The 17,497-nt window shown below is 72.3% G+C and carries 14 protein-coding genes, 1 tRNA gene and 2 pseudogenes; 9 read left to right on the top strand and 8 right to left on the bottom strand.

Annotated elements, in window-relative coordinates; all coding sequences use genetic code 11:
* Positions 1-307: 307 nt before the first annotated feature.
* On the bottom strand, positions 308-904 hold the full coding sequence (locus ACWGE1_RS19335) for a histidine phosphatase family protein (RefSeq protein WP_328790320.1): 597 nt from the start codon (positions 902-904) through the stop codon (positions 308-310).
* Between the two features lie 110 nt (positions 905-1,014).
* On the opposite strand from ACWGE1_RS19335, the gene ACWGE1_RS19330 reads away from it, so the two are divergent.
* From ACWGE1_RS19330 to ACWGE1_RS19320, 3 genes are read left to right on the top strand one after another with little or no spacing between them, the layout of a single operon-like run.
* Complete coding sequence (locus ACWGE1_RS19330) at positions 1,015-2,199, top strand: hypothetical protein (protein WP_453421703.1); 1,185 nt, start codon at positions 1,015-1,017, stop codon at positions 2,197-2,199.
* Entirely contained in the window at positions 2,187-3,770 is a 1,584-nt protein-coding gene (locus tag ACWGE1_RS19325; protein ID WP_453421702.1) for a hypothetical protein, read from the top strand. The genes ACWGE1_RS19330 and ACWGE1_RS19325 overlap by 13 nt, the downstream gene beginning before the upstream one ends.
* Entirely contained in the window at positions 3,767-5,107 is a 1,341-nt protein-coding gene (locus ACWGE1_RS19320; RefSeq protein WP_453421701.1) for an AAA domain-containing protein, read from the top strand. Before ACWGE1_RS19325 ends, ACWGE1_RS19320 begins: the two co-directional genes overlap by 4 nt.
* A gap of 10 nt (positions 5,108-5,117) precedes the next feature.
* Here the strand turns inward: ACWGE1_RS19320 and ACWGE1_RS19315 are convergent, their stop codons facing one another.
* Positions 5,118-5,594 carry a MarR family winged helix-turn-helix transcriptional regulator gene (locus tag ACWGE1_RS19315; protein WP_453421700.1) on the bottom strand — a complete coding sequence of 159 codons (477 nt, stop codon included), beginning with the start codon at positions 5,592-5,594 and terminating at the stop codon, positions 5,118-5,120.
* 114 nt (positions 5,595-5,708) lie between these two features.
* Here ACWGE1_RS19315 and ACWGE1_RS19310 point away from each other — a divergent pair, with 114 nt between their 5' ends.
* On the top strand, positions 5,709-6,278 hold the full coding sequence (locus ACWGE1_RS19310; RefSeq protein WP_453421705.1) for an NADPH-dependent FMN reductase: 570 nt from the start codon (positions 5,709-5,711) through the stop codon (positions 6,276-6,278).
* A 222-nt stretch (positions 6,279-6,500) separates the two neighbouring features.
* Here the strand turns inward: ACWGE1_RS19310 and ACWGE1_RS19305 are convergent.
* A pseudogene (locus ACWGE1_RS19305) lies at positions 6,501-7,157 on the bottom strand (M20/M25/M40 family metallo-hydrolase); the annotation flags it as partial.
* A 205-nt stretch (positions 7,158-7,362) separates the two neighbouring features.
* Between ACWGE1_RS19305 and ACWGE1_RS19300 the strand changes: the two are divergent.
* From ACWGE1_RS19300 to ACWGE1_RS19290, 3 genes and pseudogenes are all read left to right on the top strand, one after another.
* Complete coding sequence (locus ACWGE1_RS19300; RefSeq protein ID WP_453421699.1) at positions 7,363-7,704, top strand: hypothetical protein; 342 nt, start codon at positions 7,363-7,365, stop codon at positions 7,702-7,704.
* A 118-nt stretch (positions 7,705-7,822) separates the two neighbouring features.
* Positions 7,823-8,447, top strand: a pseudogene (locus ACWGE1_RS19295) (bifunctional DNA primase/polymerase).
* Positions 8,438-8,511: transfer RNA gene (locus ACWGE1_RS19290), tRNA-Lys, on the top strand. The pseudogene ACWGE1_RS19295 and the gene ACWGE1_RS19290 overlap by 10 nt, the downstream one beginning before the upstream one ends.
* Before the next feature lie 52 nt (positions 8,512-8,563).
* Here ACWGE1_RS19290 and ACWGE1_RS19285 read toward each other — a convergent pair.
* Positions 8,564-9,799, bottom strand: a complete 1,236-nt coding sequence (locus ACWGE1_RS19285; protein WP_453421698.1) for a M6 family metalloprotease domain-containing protein — start codon at positions 9,797-9,799, stop codon at positions 8,564-8,566.
* A gap of 346 nt (positions 9,800-10,145) precedes the next feature.
* On the opposite strand from ACWGE1_RS19285, the gene ACWGE1_RS19280 reads away from it, so the two are divergent.
* Positions 10,146-12,017: a putative bifunctional diguanylate cyclase/phosphodiesterase gene (locus tag ACWGE1_RS19280; RefSeq protein ID WP_453421697.1), complete on the top strand. Its 1,872-nt coding sequence runs from the start codon at positions 10,146-10,148 to the stop codon at positions 12,015-12,017.
* 136 nt (positions 12,018-12,153) lie between these two features.
* Positions 12,154-13,020 (top strand): ALF repeat-containing protein, encoded by an 867-nt coding sequence (locus tag ACWGE1_RS19275; RefSeq protein WP_453421696.1) that lies wholly within the window; start codon positions 12,154-12,156, stop codon positions 13,018-13,020.
* 82 nt (positions 13,021-13,102) lie between these two features.
* On the opposite strand, the gene ACWGE1_RS19270 is transcribed toward ACWGE1_RS19275, so the two are convergent.
* The 4 genes from ACWGE1_RS19270 to ACWGE1_RS19255 form a co-directional block, all read right to left on the bottom strand.
* Positions 13,103-13,342 (bottom strand): DUF397 domain-containing protein, encoded by a 240-nt coding sequence (locus tag ACWGE1_RS19270; protein ID WP_453421695.1) that lies wholly within the window; start codon positions 13,340-13,342, stop codon positions 13,103-13,105.
* The gene (locus ACWGE1_RS19265) at positions 13,302-14,150 is read right to left on the bottom strand and encodes a helix-turn-helix domain-containing protein (RefSeq protein WP_453421694.1); all 849 of its coding nucleotides are present in this window, start codon (positions 14,148-14,150) and stop codon (positions 13,302-13,304) included. Before ACWGE1_RS19265 ends, ACWGE1_RS19270 begins: the two co-directional genes overlap by 41 nt.
* Before the next feature lie 159 nt (positions 14,151-14,309).
* Complete coding sequence (locus ACWGE1_RS19260) at positions 14,310-16,007, bottom strand: glycosyl hydrolase family 18 protein (protein ID WP_453421693.1); 1,698 nt, start codon at positions 16,005-16,007, stop codon at positions 14,310-14,312.
* Between the two features lie 255 nt (positions 16,008-16,262).
* Positions 16,263-17,369, bottom strand: a complete 1,107-nt coding sequence (locus tag ACWGE1_RS19255; RefSeq protein ID WP_453421692.1) for an LLM class flavin-dependent oxidoreductase — start codon at positions 17,367-17,369, stop codon at positions 16,263-16,265.
* Between the last annotated feature and the right edge of the window lie 128 nt (positions 17,370-17,497).

Raw genomic sequence — 17,497 nt, 5'->3', positions numbered from 1 at the left:
GTGTCCCCGCCCCACGCCGGGGCTTCGGCAGCCCGGGCGGAGGGGAGTGGGGACGTGCCGGGGTGTCCCCGCAGGACGAGCGCGCAACCACCCCGCACAGCCGAGAAGAGCCCGCGCGCGCCGAGCCGAGGAGACACCCCGGCACGGCACCACGCACCGACCCAACACGCACACCGCCAAGCCGCCCGCAGGGCACCGCGCACCATCCAGCCCCGCCGGCGATTGAGGCGCGGGGACGGGCAGCGCCCGGCAGACGGCCGAGCCGCACACCGCCAAGCACCCCGCAGGGGACGGGCCGAAGCCAGCGCTACGCGTCGAGGTGGCCCGTGTCGTTCCAGCGTTCCAGCGCCGGCGCTCCGTAGGCCCAGCCCAGGACCGAGAGGGAGGTCGGCTCCAGCCGGATGCGGGCTCCGAAGGAGGCTTCGAAGCCCAGCCAGCGCGCGGCCAGCGTCCGCAGGATGTGACCGTGCGCGAAGACCAGGACGTCGCGTTCCGCCGCACGGGCCCACGCCACCACCTCGTCCGCGCGGGCCGCGACATCGGCCACGGACTCACCGCCCGGGACGCCGTCGCGCCAGATCAGCCACCCCGGCCGCACCGCCTGGATCTCGGCCGGGGTCATTCCCTCGTAGTCGCCGTAGTCCCACTCCATCAGGGCGTCCCACGGCTCGGCCCGGGCTCCGAAGCCCGCCAGGTCGCAGCTCTCGCTCGCGCGCACCAGCGGGCTGGTGCGGACCTCCACGCCCGGCAGCCCCCGCCACGGGTCACGGGCCAGCCGCTCGCCGAGCAGCTTCGCGCCCAGCTTGCCCTCCTCCAGCATCGGCACGTCCGTGCGTCCGGTGTGCTTGCCGAGCTGCGACCACGCCGTCTGGCCGTGGCGGGCCAGCAGGATGCGGGGGGCCATGTGAATTCTCCCGGTTCGTTCGAGGTCCGTCCATCATCCATCACCCGCTCCCACGGCCGGTTTCCGCACTAGGTCCACGATTGTCAGTGGCGGATGGGACACTTCCGCGGGTGAGCTCCTACCTGCCCAGCAGCCCTGCGCAGCCGACGACACTGCGGCAGCGGCTCGCCGGTCTGCGCGGCCCCGCCGTGCCGCCCCGCCCGCTCGACGCCCGGGCACTGGCGGCCCTCGCCGCCAATCCCGGCTGCGGCAGACGCGCCCTCCTCGACGGCGCCGGCGTGGACAAGACCGCCCTGGCCACGGCGCTCGGCTCCCCCGCCTCCTTCGGGCAGTCGCAGTTCGCCATAGTCCGCGGCAACTCCTTCGAGGCCAAGGTCAAGGGCGACGGCGGAGCCGAGCTGCTGCGGCTGGTCCACGCGCACCTCGCCCCCGCCACCGAACCCCCCGGCCCCGGGGCCCGCGTCCCCGACCTCACCGCCGCCGGGCCGGAGGGCCGCGCCGCCCGGACCGCGCTCGCGCTGCGCGAGGCGACCGCCGCCGGGCGGGAGAGCGGGGCCTGGACCCTGCTGGACCACCCGATGCTCGCCCTGGAGGTGGCCGGCTCCCCCGCGTACCTGGAGCCCGATGCCGTCGTCGTCCACCCCGACGGCCACTGGACCGTCGTGGAGATCAAGTCGTTCCCGATGATCGACGGGGCCGCCGACGCCGCGAAGGTGGGCGCAGCCGCCCGCCAGGCCGCCGTCTACGTCCTGGCCCTGGAGCAGACCGCCGGGAAGCTGACCGGCGCCCGGGTCGGCCACACCGTGCTGCTGGTCTGTCCCAAGGACTTCTCCAACCTGCCCACCGCGGCCCCCGTCGACATCCGCCGCGAGCGCTCGGTGACCCGCCGCCAGCTGGACCGGCTGACCCGCGTCGAGGAGCTGGCCGCCGCACTGCCCGAGGGCCTCAGCTTCGACCCGGCGACCCGGACCGCCGAGGAGCTCGTCGAAGCGGTGTCCGCGGTCGACGCCGCCTACGCCCCGGAGTGCCTGGCCGCCTGCGAGCTCGCCTTCCACTGCCGCGACCGGGCCCGCGCCGCCGACCAGGTGACCGCGCTGGGCCGGTCCGTGCGGGGTGAGCTGGGCGCGCTGACCACGGTCGAGGCCGCCCTCGCGGCCGCCGCCGGGGCCGGCTGCGCCGAGGATCCGACCGCCGCCGCGCTGCACCGCGCCGCCCGGCTGCGCGCCGAGGCGCTGGAGATGGCCGCCGCCCGTCCGCCGCACCACGCCCCGGAGACCCCCGCATGCCCCTGCTGAACACCCTGGCCCGGCTGGAGGCCGTACGCGCGGGCCGCGCCCAGCCGCTCGCGACCGTTCGGCACCGGCACCTGAGCGAGCACCCGATGGTCTTCGTGCCGCTGACCACCGCAGGTGAGGCGGGCGCCCCGCTGGGCGCCATGGTCGGCACCGACCGGGACGCGCCGCAGGTCTTCGTGATACCCCAGCCGCGCGACCGCGACCGGCGCTGGGCCTTCCTCGCGGACCTGGCGGTCCACGTCCTGGCCCACATCGACGGCTACGCGGACGCCGTGGAGCCGGCCGAGCGCAGCGAGACCGACCCGGAGACGGGCAAGCGGGTCAAGGTCGAGACCGAGCTGTGCGTGGACGCCCCGCAGCTGATCGTGCCCAGCCGGGCGGGCATCGAGTACGTACGGCTGCTCGGCCGGTCGATGCGGTTCCGGCGCACCGCCGAGGAGGATCCGGACAATCCGTATCCGGCGCCGTCCCAGGTGCCGATGCTCGGCCGCTGGTTCACGCACCTCGCCGAGCGCTCGCGGGTCCCCGGCTCCTCGATGCTGCTGTCGGCCACCGATCTGCTGTCCCGGCACTGGGCCACCGGCCAGAGCAACCTGGAGGACCAGCACCTCGGTGCACTCCTGGGCTGGATCGACCCGCCGGAGGGCCGGTCGGGCGCCGAGGAGGCCCACCGGGTCGAGCTGAGCCGCGACAGGGACGGCCAGTTGCTGTGCCCGCCCGCCGGTCCGGCCACCGACCCGGCCTTCGACAACAAGCTGCTGGCCCCGGCGATCACCCGCTACGACGCCGCGCGCGCGGCCCTGGCCGCCGGGCCCGGCGACGAGGAGCACCGCGTGCGGGCGGCCGAGCTGGAGGTGCGCAAACTGGTCGTGTCCCAGCTGTCGGTCACCTGGCGCAGCACCTGGGAGGCGATCGACCTGCTGCGCACCCTGGCGCCGGGCGAGCGCGCGGAGGAGCGCTGGACGCGCGACCGCTGGTCGTACACCGGCCACCGGGACCGCGTACGGGCGGGCGAGCCGCCGCAGCCGCGCCGCGACGACGCGGTGACGGCGGCCCAGAAGCTGGCCACGCGGGAGACCGAGCAGGTGCGGCTCGACGCCCAGGAGGCCCTGGACGATCCCCTGGTGATGGCGGGCCGGCGCCTCTCGGGCGAGGCGTTCGCCGGTGAGGTCACCGAAGTGGTGATGGAGTGGACGGAGTCGAAGCGGCCGAGCCCGCGCCCGCTGGTGACGGTGGCGACGGAGGACCGGCCGCAGCTCTCGGAAGGGGGCGGCGGGAAGGTGTTCCGTTCGCTGGACGGGCGCCCGCAGAGCGCGCAGTTCGTCCGCTTCGAGGAGGACGGGCAGGTGGTGCTGCGGCTCCTCGACAAGATGGGCCGCGGCCGGGACCCCGAGCCGGGGTCGGTGCCGGAGAAGGGCGACCGGGTCTGCTGGACGCTCTTCGAGCACGACGCGCGCGGCGGGCCGAAGCTCCCTGAGCCCGAGCAGACCCCGTGGACCCACGGCGGCCCGCCGGGGAGCGCGGGCGCCCTTCCCCTGCCCGACTCCGTGACCGACGAGGACCTGCTGTGACCACGACCGCATCCTTCGACCCGGGTGCGGCGGCCGCCCGGGCGACCGCCGCGATCCTGGCCGACACCCTGCACGGGGCCGAGCGGGGTGTGGTCGTCGACTCCCCGCCCGGCGCGGGCAAGTCCACGCTCGTGGTCCGCGCGGCCCGGGAGCTGGCCGCGGCCGGCCGCCGGCTGATGGTGGTGGCGCAGACCAACGCGCAGGTCGACGACCTGGTGCTGCGCCTCGCGGACAAGGATCCGGAGCTGAAGGTCGGCCGGTTGCACAGCAGCGAGGGCGACGCGTACGACCCGGCGCTGCGCGAGCTGCCCTCGGTCACCCTCTCGGCCAAGCCGGGGGATCTCGCCGAGCTGCCGATCACCATTTCCACGGCGGCGAAGTGGGCCTTCGTCAAGGACGTCGAGCCGTGGCAGCACGCGATCGTCGACGAGGCGTACCAGATGCGCTCGGACGCGCTGCTGGCCGTGGCCGGGCTGTTCGAGCGGGCGCTGTTCGTGGGCGACCCGGGGCAGCTGGATCCGTTCAGCGTGGTCGGTGCGGAGCAGTGGGCGGGCCTGTCCTACGACCCTTCCGCGTCGGCGGTGAGCACCCTGCTCGCGCACAACCCGCAACTGCCGCAGCACCGGCTGCCGGTGTCCTGGCGGCTCCCGGCGACGGCGGCTCCGCTGGTCTCGCGCGCCTTCTACCCGTACACGCAGTTCCGCAGCGGTACGGGTCCGGGCGAGCGGCGGCTGTCGTACGGGGTCCCCTCGGACGGGTCGGGTCCGGACCGGGTCCTGGACGAGGCGGCCGAGGCGGGCTGGGGGCTGCTGGAGCTGCCGGCCCGGCACACCCCGCGCACCGACCCGGAGGCGGTCCGGGCGGTGGCTCTGGTGGTCCGCCGGGCGCTGGACCGCGGGGCGGTGACCTCCGACGAGCAGTCCCCGGCACCGGCCCCGCTGACGCCGGACCGGATCGCGGTCGGCACGGCCCACCGCGACCAGGCGGCGGCGGTCCGTGCGGCACTGGTCTCGCTGGGGGTCACGGGGGTCACGGTGGACACCGCGAACCGGCTCCAGGGCCGGGAGTACGACCTCACGGTGGTGCTCCACCCGCTGTCGGGCCGTCCGGACGCGACGGCCTTCCACCTGGAGACGGGCCGTCTGTGCGTCCTGGCCTCCCGGCACCGGCACGCGTGCGTGGTGGTGGCCCGGGCGGGCATAGCGGAACTGCTGGACGACCATCCTTCGACGGAACCGGTCCAGCTGGGCGTGACAGTCAAGTTCCCGGACGGCTGGGAGGCGAACCACTCCGTCCTGGCCCATCTGGCCGAGCACCGGGTGTCCTGGCGGCCCTGAGGGGGCTGGCTCAGGCCTTCCGCCGGGCGCCCAGCCGTTCGCGGAGCGCCTCGCCCACCTCGGCCAGGGTGCGCAGCTGGTCCGGGGTGAGTGCGTCGATCAGGTGGCGGCGCACGGACTCGACGTGGAGCGGGGCCGCCTCCGTGATCATGGTGACGCCGGCCGGGGTGAGGACCACTTCCGCGCCCCGGCCGTCGGTGGCCACTTCCTCGCGGCGGACGATGCCGCGCTGTTCCATGCGGGTGAGCTGGTGGGACAGCCGGCTGCGTGACCAGCGCATCAGCTCGGCCAGTGCGCTGATGCGCATGCGGTGGCCGTCCGTGGAGCCGAGCACGGACAGGACGTCGTAGTCGGCCTCGGACAGTCCGCTGTCCTGGCCGAGGTCGCGCGCGATCTCGGCATTGACCAGCGGGAACATCCGCCGCCACGCGTACCAGGCGTCCTGTTCGGACGCAGTGAGCCAGCGGGGCCCGTCTGCGGGGGTCATGCCTGCCACTCTAACCAGGTCGGTGACACATCATCTATCTAGTTGACATGTCATCCAGATCCTGGGTTTCATCAGGTGACAGATCAACAACCGCACCGACCGGAAGTGCCCACCATGACCCGTCTGCACGTGATCTCCGCCGCGACCCGCCCCACCTCCTCCGGCCGCCCCCTCGCCCAGTGGGTCACCGGGCAGGCCCGCGAGCACGGCGGCTTCGACGTCACCCCCGTCGACCTCGCCGAGATCGCCCTGCCCTTCCTCGACGAACCCGAATACGCCTCCACCGGGAACTACACCCATCAGCACACCCGCGACTGGAGCGCCCTGGTCGACTCCGCGGACGCCTTCCTGTTCGTCCTGCCGATGTACAACGGCGGCTTCACCGCCCCCTTCAAGAACGCCATCGACTTCCTCTACAACGAGTGGAAGGGCAAGGCGGTCGGCATCGTCAGCTACAGCGCCGGCCCCACCGGCGGCGCCCCGGCCGCCGAGATGTTGCTGCCGGTCCTCACCCGGCTCGGCATGCTGCCCGCCGAGCGCTCCGTCGCGGTCCCCGGCATCCCCAAGCTGATCGGGCCCGAGGGCTTCCTGGCCCCGGAGACGCTCGCGGGCGAACTCGCCGGGGTCCTGGACGACGTGGCCGAACTGGCCGCGCGCCGCGCCGCGGAGGCCGTCACGGTGTGAGCAGGGTCCCCGCCAGGTGGTCGTACGCGGCGTGTGCGTGCAGCCGTAGCCGGTGAGCAGGGTGTCGTCGGCGGCGTGGAAGCCGGGATGGTGGTTGCCCGCGAGGCCGCGCCCGCCGGGGACCGCGACGGGCTCGCCGGTCGCCGGGTCCAGTGCGGTGTCCTGCACGCCGAGCATCACGTACAGCCCTCCGAAGCGGGTCACGAGCTCGGAGGCGTCGTCGTGGCCGAGGGTGCCGCCGACCTCCACCACCCGGCCCTCGCCCGCGACCCGGCGCAGGGTGGGCAGGGCGGCCGCCACCCACGCCGGGTCGTTGCGCACGGCGGGCACGTCCTGGAGCAGCTCCACCCGCGCGGTGCAGCCGTACGCCCGCGCCGTGTGCTCGGCGAGCACCGTCAGCCGGCGCTTGACCTCGGGCATGTCCCGCTCCTCGGCGCAGCGGACGGTGCCCCACAGGGTGACCGTCTCGCCGATGACGTTGTACCGGCCGACGTCCTCGGCGTGGCCGATGGAGACGGTCAGCGGCGAGTACGCGGACGTCTGGCGGTAGAGCCGGCCGATCCCGGTCAGCAGGGCGCCGGCGGCGGGCATCGGGTCGATGCCGTGCCAGGGCGAGGAGGCATGGAGCTGACGGCCGGTCAGTTCCATGCGGACCAGGCCGGACGCGCCGTACATGGCGTCGGCCTTCCAGCCGATGAAGCCCTTGGGGTGCGGGGTGACGTGCATCCCGAAGGCCATGGTCGGCACCGGGTCGGCGAAGGCCCCCTCGGCCACCATCAGCCGGGCCCCGCCCTCCTCGTCGGGCCGGAACACGAACAGCACGGTCCCGGGCAGCCGCCCGCGCACGCGGGCCAGGACGTGGGCCACGCCGAGCGGCATCGCGGCTTGGGCAGCCCGGGATTTCGGTGCAGATACCGGCGCCAGCCGATCACCTGTGCGACTCCCTCGCCACTGAGCCCGTCGATCCGCTCATGCACCTCATCGGCCATACGGGTGTTCCAGCCCATCGAGCAGGGGTCTTGCGTGGCGTTGGACAATGGACGGTGGCCCGGAATCAATTCGCACGCGCAGCAGGAGGACACGCATGGCAGAGCCCGAGCGGACCGAGCGTCGGCTGCGGCCGGCGCCGCTGCTCTTCGAGCCCTCGGAGGCCGTGGCGGACCCGGAGCACTTCTTCGACCTGGAGTCGATCGAGGATCCGCGTGAGCTGCTGGCCCGGGCGACCGAGCTGACGCTGGCCTTCCGGGCCGCGCAGGAGAGGGCGGTGGAGTTCCAGGCGCTGGCGGCGGCCCAGCTGGCGGATCCGAGGCGGTTCGACCGGCTCTCGCCGGCGCTCATCGCCGAGCAGGCGGAGTGGACCGAGGACTACGCCCTCAAGATGATCGAATTCGGCGAGACGCTCCAGCGCGGCGCCGGTACGCCGTAGCCGGATCCAGAGCCCCTCCGGGGTTCGGGGAGCGCACCATACTCCGGTGGCGCCCCCTCTGTCCCGGTTTTATGTAACCCCGAGGAATCGGCTCGCTACGGCGGGTAGACAGTGGCATATGACGACGCTGACGACGGCTTCCGGCTGCACCGCCCTCCACGCGCCCGGCGAGCGCACCCGCACCGCTCCCGCCACCCACGTCACCCCGCAGGGAGCCGCCTGGCTCGCCTCCGCCGCCGCCCACCCCCGGCGCACCCTCGCGCTGTGGGAGGCGCGGCCCGGACTGCCCGCCACGCTGCCCTGCGGGGAGCCGTTCGACGTCGTCAACGTCCCGCTCGTGCTCGGGCGGCGCGTCCTGGACCTGCTCTGGGTCGAGGGCCCCGGCTCCGGGCCGGTCGCCGTGCACCGCGGCCGGATGCTGCTGTTCGCCGCGCCCGGGACCGCGCACCGGCTGCCCGCCCTGCTGGCGTGGGAGGAATGGGGAGGTTCCCGCACCGCCCCGGCGCCGCTCTGCCACGGCCGCGGCGACGCCGTCACCGTTCCGCCGCTGGCCGCCACGCCCGGGCCCTCACGGTGGCTGGTGGCGCCCGACGCCCGGGAACCATGGCTTCCCGGGCCGGAAGCCCTGCTCTGGGCCTTCGTACGGGCGGCCCGCACGCCCGCACCGACCGGACCTGGGGATATCGATTTTTCGTTCCGCGGATCCTCCTGCTAATGTCTTCCTCGTCAGCAAGCGCCGCTAGCTCAGTTGGTTAGAGCAGCTGACTCTTAATCAGCGGGTCCGGGGTTCGAGTCCCTGGCGGCGCACAGACGGAAGAAGGCCCCCACACGAGTGGGGGCCTTCTTCGTTGTCCCCCGGTCACGTCGTGATCTTCACCGTGTACGCGCCGGACCTGGTGCGGTCCGCGACCTCGATGGTGATCCGCTCCCCCGGCACCGTGTACGTCTCACCCACCTCCAGCGGCGCGTCCGCGAGCGGCGGGTAGACCGAGCGGTCCCAGCACGCCTCCGTCGAGGGGTGTGCGTCCAGCACCTCGATGGGGCCGCCGCCCGACGCCGCCTCGTTGCGCACCCGGTAGACCAGGACCCCTTCCGTGCAGGTGTCCCCGTCGTTGCCGGCGGAGCCCCGCGCCTCGACGGCGATCGCGCTGCCGGGGCCCGTACGGATCACGGCGAGCCGGGTTCCGCCGGTTCCGCCGCTCGGCGGGGCCTGGGCCAGCGGCTGCAGGGTGTGCAGCGAGGAGCCCGACTGCACGCAGTCCACCTGGGAGGCGTCCAGCCAGCCCAGCTTCCACTTGTGCCAGGCGAAGAGGTCCGGGGCCATGCCGAACTGGCTGCCCATGACGTCCCAGTCGCCGACGTAGGTGTCCCAGTCACCCTTGCCGTCCGTGGGCCGGTGGTAGAGGTCGGGCAGGTCGAAGACGTGCCCGGTCTCGTGGGCCAGTACGTTCCGGTCCGGCGGGTGGCGTTCGAAGACGGTGACGATCCGGCGCAGTTCCGTGCCGTCCGCGACGATCGGGTTCTCGAAGTTGACGACCTTCGTGGCGTCGGAGTCCACTCCGGGCGCGTCCGGGTCGGCGACGAAGTAGACGACGTCGTACTTGCCGAAGTCCACCTGGGCGTCGGCGGTGGCGACCGCGTCCCGCAGGTAGGCCGCCCGGTCACCGGCGGCCCAGTCGCGCTTTATCCCGTAGGCGGTCGACGGCTTGGGCATGCTGATCCACTGCTTCTGCGGGTGCGGGACCAGCCGGAACCGCCCGTACGAGGCCTGCTCGAAGAAGTCGCTGGTGGCGGGGAAGTAGTCGCCGACGATCTCCTCCGGTGCGAGGGCACTGCGGTGGTCGGGGAAGGAGAGGAAGACCATGACCGCGTTGAGTGTGCGCTCGGGTTTGGGGTAGGCGCCGTTCCAGGTGTCCAGGCCGAGGGAATGGTGCGCCGCCGTACGGGTCAGCGCGCAGGGTCCGGCCCCCGAATCGGCCACCGCGGGACCCGCGACGAGCGACATGGCAGCGACCGCCGTCAGGGAGGTGAGCGCCGCGGCGGTACTTCGGATGCGGGAGCGGTCCACTCCCCCGGGTGTCTGCTGTCGCGCCACATCGACCTCCGGTGGTGGATTCGTGCCTGTTTAGCCACCTTGAGGCGATTGTCTTACTAATGCCCTGTTCCGCTGCCCCACACGAGTGAGCAATACGGCAAGCCGGTGACCCCCGAACTTCACGCCTCTGCCTACAGAACGTCACGACCGATCACCTGAGATCAGCGGGAGCCCCCGCACGCTCAGAGCCGCGCAGAAACGATCAAGCGATCTTGGTCCGGCAATCCGTCATCACGCCGAACTCCCCCGTCTCAACCGGCGGCGCCGCTGGATAGGGCCTCCCGGCAGCCTCTATGATCGGCACACTTTCCTGCGCGGACACTCACGAACACTGCGGGAGCCAACGGTGAGCGGAACCTCAGAAGGAACCGGTTCGGCGGCCGACAGCATCCGATCGGCCATTACGGAGCGTCACCCGGCAGTGCCGGCAGTGCCGTCGACTTCGGCCACCCCGGCCGGCTCGGCGACGCCGTACCGCGCCGAGTCCGATCTGCGCGACTACCGGGCCGCCTTCAACGCGGCCCACCTCGCCATGGCGGTCGTGGACCGCGAGGGCTACGTGGTCGCCGCCAACCAGGCCTTCGCCGGTCTGCTCGGCAGCGAGCCGCACACGCTCGTCCACCGCTGCGCCGCCGACCTGGTGGACCTGGCCGCGGAGGCCCGCACCTGGGCCGCGTACCAGGAGGTGCTCCGGGGCCGACAGGCCCGGCTGCGCTGCACCCGCCGCCTCAAGCACCCCGACGGGCACTCGCTCTGGACCGAGGTCACGCTCGGGCCGGTCCCCGGGACGGGGGACGTCCTGCTGTCCGTCTCCGACATCAGCGACCGGCGCGACCTCCAGGCCCGCCTGCGGCACCTCCAGATGCACGACCCGGTCACACGGCTGCCGAACCGCGCGCTGTTCTTCGAGCGGCTCTCCGCAGCCCTGGAGGCCTCCTCGTACGAACACGGCGGCGGCACCGGCCGGATCGGGCTGTGCTACCTGGACCTCGACGGGTTCAAGGCGGTCAACGACACCCTCGGCCACCGGGTCGGCGACCGGCTGCTGACCGCCGTCGCGGCCCGGCTGACGCAGTGCGCCGACCAGTCCGGGTACGGGCGCACCGGCGGGCACCTGGTCGCCCGCCTCGGCGGCGACGAGTTCGCCCTGCTCGTCGAGGACTCCACCGGCACCGAACAGCTCGCGGACCTGGCGCGGAGCGTACTGGCCGCCGTACAGGAGCCCTTCGACCTGGCCGGGCAGCGGCTGTCGGTCTCCGCGTCGATCGGGGTGGTGGAGCGGGCGGCGGCCGGCACCTCGGCGACCGGTCTGATGCAGGCCGCCGACACGACCCTGTACTGGGCCAAGGCGGACGGCAAGGCCCGCTGGACGCTGTTCGATCCGGAGCGCAACGCGCACCGGATGACCCGCCAGGCGCTCTCCTCCACGCTGCGGCCGGCCGTGGAGCGGGGGGAGTTCGAGCTGGAGTACCAGCCACTGGTGGACCTGGAGAGCGGCGCGGTGCGCGGGGTCGAGGCCCTGGTGCGCTGGAACCATCCACAATTCGGCACACTCACGCCGAATCGGTTCATCGGGATCGCAGAAGAGGACGGATCCATCGTCCAGTTGGGACAGTGGGTCCTGCGGACCGCCTGCCGGCAGGCACGGCGCTGGCAGATCGAACAGCCCAGCGACGCACCGGTCTTCGTGTCGGTCAACGTCGCCGTCCGGCAGGTGTGGGACTCCGACCTGGTCGGCGACGTCGCAGAGATCCTGGCCGAGACCGGCCTCGCCCCGCAGCTGCTGCAGCTGGAGCTGACCGAGTCGGCGGTGATGGGCTCGGCCGGACGGCCGCTCCAGGCCCTCCAGGCGCTGAGCGACATGGGCGTACGGATCGCGATCGACGACTTCGGCACCGGCTACTCGAACCTCGCCTACCTCAGCAGGCTCCCTGTATCAGTTCTGAAACTGGACGGTTCGTTCGTCAAGGGATTCCGCTACGAGGAGGGGGCGCACCCGAACCCGGCCGACGAGACCATCGTCGAGGCCCTGGTCCAGCTCGCGCACCGACTGGGCCTGACGGTCACCGCCGAGTGCGTGGAGACCGCGGGACAGGCCGCGCGGCTGCGGCGCGTGGGCTGCGACACGGGTCAGGGCTGGCTCTATTCGCGGGCCGTGGCCCCGGAGCGGATCGCCGAGATGATCGGCACCCGACCGGGTGCGGAGAACCGCCTCTAGCGGCATTCCGCTTCGCCGTTCTCGGGCCGTCCAGGGCCCCTTTCGGCGTTGGACAGGCCATCCCCCCCTTGTAACGATCTTCGGGTAAACGGTTCTTGACCGAGTTCCGTGATTCGTGATCCGTGGGGGAAACAGCATGAATCTCACCCGTTCCGCGCTCGCCCTGACCGTCGGCGCCCTCGCTCCGGCCCTGCTGCTCGCGACCCCGGCCCTGGCCGCCGGCCAGGCCGTCGCCGTACCCGCAAAGGCCACGGCGGTCACCGCCGGGGAGTCGCCGTACGACACCATGTCGGACGCCGAGCTGCGCGCCGAGGTCACCCGCGTCCTGGCCACCAACCCGGGCAAGAGCGTGACCAGCGCGGCCGACGAGGCCCTCGCCGGCACCACCGAGGACGTACGCACCTTCCTGAAGACCGGTCTGGCGAAGGCCCAGGACAGGGACAACGCCTTCACCATCGTGAAGCTCCTGGCCGACCCGAACACCGGCAAGAGCGTCAGGAGCGAAGCCAACCGCGTCCTGTCCGGCACCGCCGCCGACCGCGCCGAGTTCCTGAAGACCGGCCTCGCCAAGGCCCAGGACGACGACAACAAGATCGCCATTCTCCGGATCCTGGCCGGTAAGCCGGGCAAGGGCGTCGTCCGCGAGGCGAACAGGGCCCTCGACGGCACCCCGGCCGACCGCGTCGCCTTCCTGGCCACCGGCCTCGCGAAGGCACAGGACGAGGACAACAGGTTCACCATCCTGAAGCTCCTGGCCACCAAGCCCGGCAAGGGCGTCGTCCGCGAGGCCAACAAGGCCCTCGACGGCACCCCGGCCGACCGCACCGCCTTCCTGAAGACCGGCCTGCGGCTGGCCCAGGCCGAAGACGACCGGGTGGAGACCTTCCGCATCCTCGGCCGCCCGGGCATCAGCGACGCGCTGCGCGCGGCGGCCGAGAAGGCGCTGGAGGGCACCCCGGAGGACCTGCGGCACTTCATCACGGTCGGCCAGTTCCAGGTCTGACCCCTGAGACCGCGGTCCGCCCCCGGCCACTGCCCGGCCGGGGGCGGGCCGCCTACGGCAGCCCCCTGGGCGGGGCTGCCGGTCAGAGGCTCCGCACGAAGGCGGCGAACGCCTCGGGAGTCACGGCGAAGACGGGCCCGTCGGGCCGCTTCGAGTCCCGAACGGCCACCGCGCAGGGCTGCGCAGCCACCTCGACGCAGTCTCCGCCGTTGCGCCAGGCGGCGGTGCCGAGCAGGGCGCACTCGACGCAGTCGCCACCACTGGAGCCGCTGTAGGACGACTTACGCCACAGCACGCTCGGCATGTTCTGGATGCTTCCCATAGCGTTCCTCCATTACGCGAGCGATCAGCTCTGCCGACGCCCGGGGGGAGAGGGCCTCGGCCTGCAAGCGAGCGTATCCGACCGAACGCTCCTTGATCACTTGCGGGTTGGCCGTCATATGGCCGCCGTCGTAGCTCTCGCTGTAGTGAAGGTCCGGGTCACCGTCGAACCGCAGAAGGTTGAACGAGCCCATCATTCCCCCGTGCTGGCCGGCCTCAAAGGGCAGCACCTGGATTTCGAGCCACTGGCGGTCCTGAAGGCTCAGCAGGTGGGCGAGTTGGTTACGCATGACCTCACGGCCACCGATCTCCCGGTGGAGCGCCGCCTCGTCCAGCACCACCCACAGCACCGGCGGATTGTCGCGGGCGAGTATGCGCTGCCGATCCATGCGCGCTGCCACGGCGGCGTCGAGCGTGTCGGGTTTCTCGACGCCCAGAACGGCCCGCGCGTAGTCCTCCGTCTGCAGGAGTCCGTACACCAACTGACACTGGAACGTGGAGATGAACGTCGCCCGCGCCTCCATCTCCGCGTACGCCTGGAACCACGTCGGCAAGACGCTCCGCAGGACCAGGCCCACCAGGCGGGAGAAGTGTCCGTCCGTGCCCAGGGCTGCGTCCAGCCGTTCGGAGAAGTCGCGCGTGGGGACCCGTCGGCCGTTCTCGACCATGCCGACGAGGGAGCCCGTGCAGAAGATGATCGCGCCCAGTTCCGCCTGCTTCAGGCCCGCCTCCTCCCTCAGTCGGCGCAGCTCGTAGCTGTAGTAGTCCAGCGGCGAGGCACTGGGATCGATGTCACGGGCCTGGACCATGAGACGGCACCCCCAAGCGGAGAACGGGCTTGTGGCCGAGCGTAGCGACACCGACACGCACCGAGGTCGGGAATCCGGCAACCATGTGACACACCTCCGCCCCACACCCGGGGTGCAGGGTGCGGGGCGGGGTGTCGCTCGGCGCGGGGTGGGGGGAGATCAGCAGGCGCCGAGGTCCTTCCAGACACCCCACTCGCCCGTGGTGCCCGGGGTCTCGTTCTGCGTCCACCACTGGGCCTTGTACTTGCGGCCGTTGTGCGCGACCTCGTTGCCCGCGGTGTAGATCGTGCCCGCGACGTACGCCGGGGTCGAGCCGCAGCCCGTGGTCGGCGGGGTGGTCGGAGGCGTCGTGGGCGGCGTGGTCGGCGGGGTGGTGGGAGGCGTGGTCGGAGGCGTGGTCGGCGGGACCGTGGTGCCGCCGAGGGCGTCCGAGATCTGGTTCAGCAGGGTGGTGTTGTTGTCCAGGCCGAGCAGGGAGTACATCATCGCGCCGGCCAGGCCGCGCTGCTTGCCGTAGTCGACCCGGGCCTGGATGGACTTCTGGTTCAGGCCGGTGAAGAACTCGCCGTCCTTGTAGAAGTACGAGGCCTTGGCCTGGTCGTCCCAGAAGGTCGTCGCCGGGTTGTCGACGATCCCGCCGAGCTCCTTGTAGTTCGCGATGCCGGCCTGCTGGCTGGTGGGGCGGGCGGCGGAGGGGCCGGTCGCGGTCTGGGCGAGGCCGTTGGTGGTGCCGGCCGGGACGCCCTTCCAGCCGCGGTAGTAGAACTCGTAGCCCAGGGTCAGCTTGTTGGCGGGGAAGCCGCCCGTGATCCCGTAGGCCGGGTTGCCGTCGATCCAGGAGTCGATGGCGTTCTTGATGCCGTACTTCTGGGTGCCCGGGGCGATCGGGTCCGTCGGGTCGGCGGCCGAGTTCTGCAGCGGGGACTGGTGGTACGTCGGGCCGTCGCCGTCCCAAGCGCCGTGCATGTCGTACGTCATGATGTTCGCGTAGTCGAGGTACGCGCCGATCTTGTCCGTCTCGATGTACTTGATCTTGTCCTGGCCGGCCGGGAGCGCCGAGGTCAGCAGGTACTTCTTGCCGCCGTTGGCCTGGCCGTAGGCGTCGAGCTGCTCGCGGAACTCCTTGAGCAGGAGCGTGAAGTTCTGCTTGTCCTCGGGGGCGTAGTGGTTGCCGAGGTGGCCGCCGGACGAGCCCGGGTACTCCCAGTCGATGTCGATGCCGTCGAAGATGCCGGCCGCGACGCCCTGGCCGCCGTAGCCGCCCTCGACCGGCAGGTTGCCCTTGATGTACTGGTCGATGCAGGAGGAGACCAGCTTCTTGCGGGAGGCGTCGGTCTTCGCCGCGTCGCTGAAGTACTTGGAGTAGGTCCAGCCGCCCAGCGAGATGTTGATCTTCAAGTGGGGGTACTTGGCCTTCAGCTGCTTGAACTGGTTGAAGACGCCGACGATCGGCTGGTCCCACTTGTCGGCGACCCCGCTGACGCTGTCGGCGGCGCTGAAGGACTTCTGGTAGTCGGCGTACGAGTCGCCCGCGCCGTCACCGGCGTTGGGGTTGTTGTCGTCGCCCGCCGCCTTGTTCGCCTCGAAACAGGTGAGGTTGGTGGGGTGGATGTTGCCGAACGAGTAGTTGATGACATCCAACTTGCCCGCTATGCCACGGGTGTCGAGGTGCTTGGGGTAGAAGGCGTTCCCGTACACGCTCCACTGGTCGTAGTAGGCGATGCGGACGCCACCCGCCGCGGCGCCGGCCGAGGCGTCGGCGGCCTGGGCGGTGCCGAGTCCCGCGAAGGAGGCCAGCGCTCCGGCGGCCAGCGCGGCCGTGGCGGCGGCCGCGATGAGGGGTTTACGGATGTGCATGAACTGCCTCCGGGGGGCTGGGAGGAGAGAGCGGGAGGTTCGGGTGAGAGAAGTGATAGCGATCACTCCAGCCCCGCGTCAATGGTTCGGACCAAAGAAGGACTAGACCACTCCCGTGCTATTTCCCCAAGTCAGAGACCTGAGCGCACATCAGAAACCGCCCGCCACCCCAGGTGACGAGCGGTTTAAGGCTGCCTTCAGGAAGCCCCGCGCAAGGTTTCGGCAACAAACCAGCCAAACCCCGTTTGCACGCCGTCAATCGGCGGCGGGCCCTTCCAAGGGCAGCCCGTACGCATCTGCGATGAGCCCGTAGGAACGCAACCGGGCCGCCCCGCTGTGGGCGTTGGCGGTCAGCATCAGCTCGTCCGCGCCCGTCCGCTTGGCGAGGTCGTCGAGGCCGGTGCGGACCTCGTCGGGGGTGCCGTGGACGACGTTCGCGAGCCAGCCGTCCACGAATTCCCGCTCCAGCGCGGTGAAGGGGTACGCCGCCGCCTCCTCGGGCGTCGGGATCAGCCCGGGCCGGCCGGTGCGCAGCCGCAGCATCGACAGCGCGCCGGTGAGCACCTGGGCGCGGGCCTCCCCGTCGGTGTCGGCGGCGAGCGCCGAGACCCCGATGACGGCGTAGGGGGCGTCCAGGACGGCCGAGGGGCGGAAGCTCTGCCGGTAGAGGTCGAGTGCGGGCAGGGTGCCGGCCGCCGAGAAGTGGTGGGCGTAGGCGAAGGGCAGGCCGAGCTCGCCCGCGAGGCGGGCACTGAAGCCGGAGGAGCCGAGCAGCCACAGCGGCGGCCGCCCGGCGGGGCCCTGGACGGGGCCGGGTACGGCGTGCACGCGGGCGTACGGGTGCCCGTCGGGGAAGTCGTCGTCGAGGAAGCGGGTCAGCTCCGCGAGCTGCCGGGGGAACTCGTCCGCGGCCTCGTCCAGGCGCCCGGGCCCGCGCAGCGCGGCGGCCGTACGGCCGTCGGTGCCCGGGGCGCGGCCGAGCCCGAGGTCGATCCGGCCCGGGGCGAGCGCCTCCAGGGTGCCGAACTGCTCGGCGACGGTGAGCGGGGCGTGGTTGGGCAGCATGACCCCGCCCGAACCGAGCCGGATGCGGGAGGTGTGCGCGGCGAGGTGGGCCAGGATCACGGCGGGCGAGGAGCTGGCGACGCCGGGCATGGAGTGGTGCTCGGCGACCCAGTGGCGGTGGTAGCCGCGGGATTCGGCGAGCCGGGCGATGGCCACGCTGGTGCGCAGGGAGTCGCGGGCGGTGCTGCCGGCGCCCACGGTGACCAGGTCCAGGACGGAGAGGGGCACGGCCGCCCGGCCGTGCGCCACGCCGCGGATCCCGTTCCCGTACTCCTGCACGTCCCCGTCGTCAGTCATCGCCGCTCCCGTTCCGCTTCCACGTGCGCACGACTTCCGCACGACACCGTACGAAGAACTCGAACCGTGGAGGGCGGCCGGGCATTCCCGGCGCGGACGGACCGAGTGCCCGGGGCGGAACCCCGGGC

This window comes from Streptomyces sp. NPDC054932 (genome assembly GCF_053610205.1).
This window is presented reverse-complemented; position numbering and strand designations above follow the sequence as displayed.